We start from the raw sequence: 4,189 nt of genomic DNA, 5'->3' as shown, positions 1-4,189 counted from the left end.
GTCGTCGACAGCCGGCACCCCGTGCTCGTCTGGGAACCCCATCTGCCGGTGCCGCAGTACGTCTTCCCGCGCGCGGACGTCCGCACCGACCTCCTCCGCCCGGCGAAGAACCCGCCCACCGGCAAGCACACCGGCTCCCGGATCTTCTACGACCTCGACGTGGACGGCGAGGTGCGCTCCAACGCGGCCTGGACGTTCCCCGCCGACGACCTGGCCGGTCACATCGCCTTCGAGTGGTTCCTGCGCACCGACACGGGCCTCGACCACTGGTACGAGGAGGACGAGGAGATCTTCATCCACCCCCGCGACCCGCACAAACGCGTGGACGCGCTGCCGAGCAGCCGCCATGTCCGGGTCGAGATCGACGGACAGGTCGTCGCGGACACCCGGGACCCCGTCCTGCTCTTCGAGACCTCCCTGCCGACCCGGTACTACCTCCCCCGCGAGGACGTCCGCCTCGACCTGTTCGACGCCACCGACCACAGCACCGGCTGCCCCTACAAGGGCACCGCCGAGTACTGGTCCTGGCGCGGCGAGGGCGAGGTGCCGCCCAACATCGTCTGGAGCTACGCCGCCCCGCTGCCCGCGGTGGCGGCGGTGCGGGGGCGCGTCGCCTTCTTCAACGAGGCCGTCGACATCACGCTGGACGACGAGCGACTGGACCGCCCGGACACACCGTTCAGCCGGATGCTGCGCAAGAGGTGAACGGTCCCCTCACGGCCTCACCAGCAACTGGAAGTCGAACGTGTAGCGCGACGCCCGGTAGATGTGCTTCCCGTACTCGACCGGGCGTCCGGTGTCGTCGTACGCCGTGCGCTGCATGGTGAGCAGCGCCGCGCCCTCCTCCTCGTCCAGCCGGGCGGCCTCCTGCGCGTCGGCCGCGCGGGCGCCGACGGTCTGGCGGGCGCTGTGCAGGGTGATGCCCGCCGAGCGCATCATCCGGTACAGGCCCGTCGACTCCAGGCGGGCGCTGTCGAGGTCCAGCAGGGCGGACGGCAGGTAGTTGCACAGCAGGGCAACGGGCTGGCCGTGCGTGCTGCGCAGCCGTTCCAGGGCCGTGACCTCGCTGCCCTCCGCGACGCCGAGCGCGGCCGCGACGTCGCAGGACGCCGGGACGACCTCGTTGCGCACGACCTGGGTCGTCGGCCCCTGCCCGGCCGCCTCCAGGTCGTCGTAGAGGCTGCTCAGCTCCAGCGGGCGCTTGACCTGGCTGTGCACCACCTGGGTGCCCACCCCGCGCCGCCGGACCAGCAGCCCCTTGTCGACGAGGGACTGGATGGCCTGGCGGACGGTGGGGCGGGACAGACCGAGGCGCACCGAGAGGTCGACCTCGTTGCCCAGGAGGTTGCCCGGGGTGAGGACCCCGTGCTCGATCGCGGCCTCCAACTGCTGCGCGAGCTGGTGGTACAGCGGCACGGGACTGCCCCGGTCCAGGGCGAAGTCCAGTGAGCTGAGCGCAGGGGCGGCCGTGGTGCGGGCCCGGTCACCGGTCTTCGCCATGGATGAACCCCCCTCCGGGTGTCAGGAGTTGCTCGGGAAACCGAGGTTGATACCGCCGTCGGACGGGTCCGGCCAACGGGTGGTGATGACCTTGCCCTGGGTGTAGAAGGCGATGCCGTCGTTGCCGTAGATGTGCAGGTCGCCGAAGAGCGAGTCCTTCCAGCCGCCGAAGGAGTGGTAGCCGACCGGGACCGGGATCGGCACGTTGACGCCGACCATGCCCGCCTTGACCTCGAGCTGGAAGCGGCGGGCGGCGCCGCCGTCCCGGGTGAAGATCGCGGTGCCGTTGCCCCAGCGGGAGTCGTTGATCAGCTTGATGGCCTCTTCGTACGTCTCCGCGCGCACCACGGCCAGCACCGGGCCGAAGATCTCGTCCCGGTACGCGTCCGCCGTCAGCGGCACCCGGTCCAGTAGCGAGACGCCGAGGAAGAAGCCGTTCTCGTGGCCGTCGACCGAGTAGCCGGTGCCGTCGACGACGACCTCGGCGCCCTGCTCGGCGGCGCTCGCCACGTACGAGGCGACCTTGTCGCGGTGCTCGCGGGTGATCAGCGGGCCCATCTCGCTCGCCGGGTCGTTGCCGGGGCCGATCCTGAGGTTCTTCGCCCGCTCGGTGATCTTGCCGACCAGCTCGTCACCGATGTCGCCGACCGCGACCACGACCGACACGGCCATGCAGCGCTCGCCGGCCGAACCGTACGCCGCGTTGATCGCCTGGTCGGCGGCGAGGTCCAGGTCCGCGTCGGGCAGGACGAGCATGTGGTTCTTGGCGCCGCCCAGGGCCTGCACGCGCTTGCCGTGCTCGACGGCCTTGAGCTGGATGTACTTGGCGATCGGGGTCGAGCCGACGAAGGAGACCGCCTCGATGTCCGGGTGCTCCAGAATGCGGTCCACCGCGACCTTGTCGCCCTGCACGACGTTCAGGACGCCGTCGGGCAGCCCGGCCTCGGAGGCGAGTTCGGCGAGCTTGAAGGAGGCCGACGGGTCCTTCTCGGAGGGCTTCAGCACGAACGTGTTGCCGCAGGCGATGGCCAGCGGGAACATCCACATCGGCACCATCGCCGGGAAGTTGAACGGCGTGATGCCCGCGACCACACCCAGCGGCTGGCGGATCGAGGCCACGTCGACCCGGGTGGAGACCTGGGTGGACAGCTCGCCCTTGAGCTGGACGGAGATCCCGCACGCGAGCTCGACGATCTCCATGCCGCGCGCGACCTCGCCGAGCGCGTCGGAGTGCACCTTGCCGTGCTCGGCGGTGATCAGCTCGGCGATCTCGTCGCGGTGGGCGTCCAGCAGCTCGCGGTACTTGAACAGGATCGCCGTGCGCTTGGCCAGGGAGGACTCGCCCCAGCTTTCGAAGGCGGCCCTGGCGGAGGCGACGGCGGCGTCCACCTCGTCGACGGTCGCGAAGGCGACCTGCTTCTCCTGGGCGCCGGTGGCCGGGTCGTAGACGGGGCCGAAGCGGCCGGAGGTGCCCTCGACGGGCTTGCCGTCGATCCAGTGGGTGAGGGTCTTCATCGTGTGCGGGCCTTTCGTGAGCCTGGGTCAGGGGGGAGTTCAGAGGTGGCGGCGGCGATCGGCGACCTGGCGGTCGTACCGCTCGCGGGCCTCTACGGCGGCCTCGCGGGAGGCGGTCTCGGCCACCGGCACGTCCCACCAGGCCTCGGCCGGGGGAGCGGTCCTGGCCGGGTCGGTCTCGACGTAGACGCACGTCGGCCGGTCGGAGGCGCGGGCCGCGGCCAGTGCCTCGCGCAGCTCGCGCACGGTCTTGGCGCGCAGCACGTCCATGCCGAGGCTGGCGGCGTTGGCGGCCAGGTCGACGGGGAGCGGGGCGCCGGTGAAGGTGCCGTCGGCGGCCCGGAAGCGGTAGGCGGTGCCGAAGCGCTCGCCGCCGGTCTCCTCCGACAGACCGCCGATGGAGGCGTAGCCGTGGTTCTGGATGAGGACGATGTTGACGGGCAGGCCCTCCTGGACGGCCGTGACGATCTCCGTCGGCATCATCAGGTAGGTGCCGTCGCCGACCAGCGCCCAGACCGGGGTGCCCGGAGCGGCCTGCTGGACGCCGATGCCGGCCGGGATCTCGTAGCCCATGCAGGAGTAGCCGTACTCCAGGTGGTACTGGCGCGGGCTGCGGGAGCGCCACAGCTTGTGCAGATCGCCCGGGAGTGAACCGGCGGCGTTGATCACCACGTCGTCGTCGCCGACGGCCGCGTCCAGCGCGCCGAGCACCTGCGTCTGGGTCGGCACGGCGTTCTCGTCGTCGGCGCGGTAGACGGCCTCGACGACCTCGTCCCAGCGGTCCTTGCCCGAGCGGTACTCCGCCTCGTACGTCTCGCTCACGCGGTGACCGGAGAGCGCCTCCAGGAGCTTCTCCAGGCCGGACCGCGCGTCACAGACCAGTGTGCGCGCGGCCAGCTTGTGCGCGTCGAAGCCGGTGATGTTGAGGTTGAGGAACCGCACCTCCGGATTCCGGAAGAGCGTGCCGGAGGCCGTGGTGAAGTCCGTGTAGCGGGTGCCCACACCGATCACGAGGTCGGCGGTGCGGGCGACGTCGTCGCTGACCGCCGTGCCGGTGTGGCCGATGCCGCCGAGGTCGGCGGGGTGGTCGTGCCGCAGCGAGCCCTTGCCGGCCTGGGTGGAGGCGACGGGGATGCCGGTGGCCTCCACGAACGCCTTCAGGGCCTCCTCGGCC

4 protein-coding genes are annotated in these 4,189 nt (G+C 71.3%); 1 reads left to right on the top strand and 3 read right to left on the bottom strand.

Going from position 1 to position 4,189, the window contains the following annotated elements:
• A partial coding sequence (locus ACFTZL_RS41970; protein WP_382594997.1) for a DUF427 domain-containing protein occupies window positions 1-705 on the top strand: 705 nt, incomplete at its 5' end.
• 9 nt (window positions 706-714) lie between these two features.
• On the opposite strand, the gene ACFTZL_RS41965 is transcribed toward ACFTZL_RS41970, so the two are convergent.
• The 3 genes from ACFTZL_RS41965 to ACFTZL_RS41955 all read right to left on the bottom strand — a co-directional run.
• Complete coding sequence (locus tag ACFTZL_RS41965) at window positions 715-1,500, bottom strand: GntR family transcriptional regulator (protein ID WP_382594994.1); 786 nt, start codon at window positions 1,498-1,500, stop codon at window positions 715-717.
• A gap of 21 nt (window positions 1,501-1,521) precedes the next feature.
• Window positions 1,522-3,015, bottom strand: coding sequence for a CoA-acylating methylmalonate-semialdehyde dehydrogenase (locus ACFTZL_RS41960; protein ID WP_382594991.1), 1,494 nt, complete (start codon window positions 3,013-3,015; stop codon window positions 1,522-1,524).
• Between the two features lie 39 nt (window positions 3,016-3,054).
• Window positions 3,055-4,189, bottom strand: a 1,135-nt coding sequence (locus ACFTZL_RS41955) for a thiamine pyrophosphate-dependent enzyme (protein WP_382594988.1), incomplete at its 5' end; no start/stop codon positions are given.

It is taken from the genome of Streptomyces sp. NPDC056948 (assembly GCF_042674225.1).
In the GTDB taxonomy this organism is placed as follows: domain Bacteria; phylum Actinomycetota; class Actinomycetes; order Streptomycetales; family Streptomycetaceae; genus Streptomyces; species Streptomyces purpurascens.
This window is presented reverse-complemented; position numbering and strand designations above follow the sequence as displayed.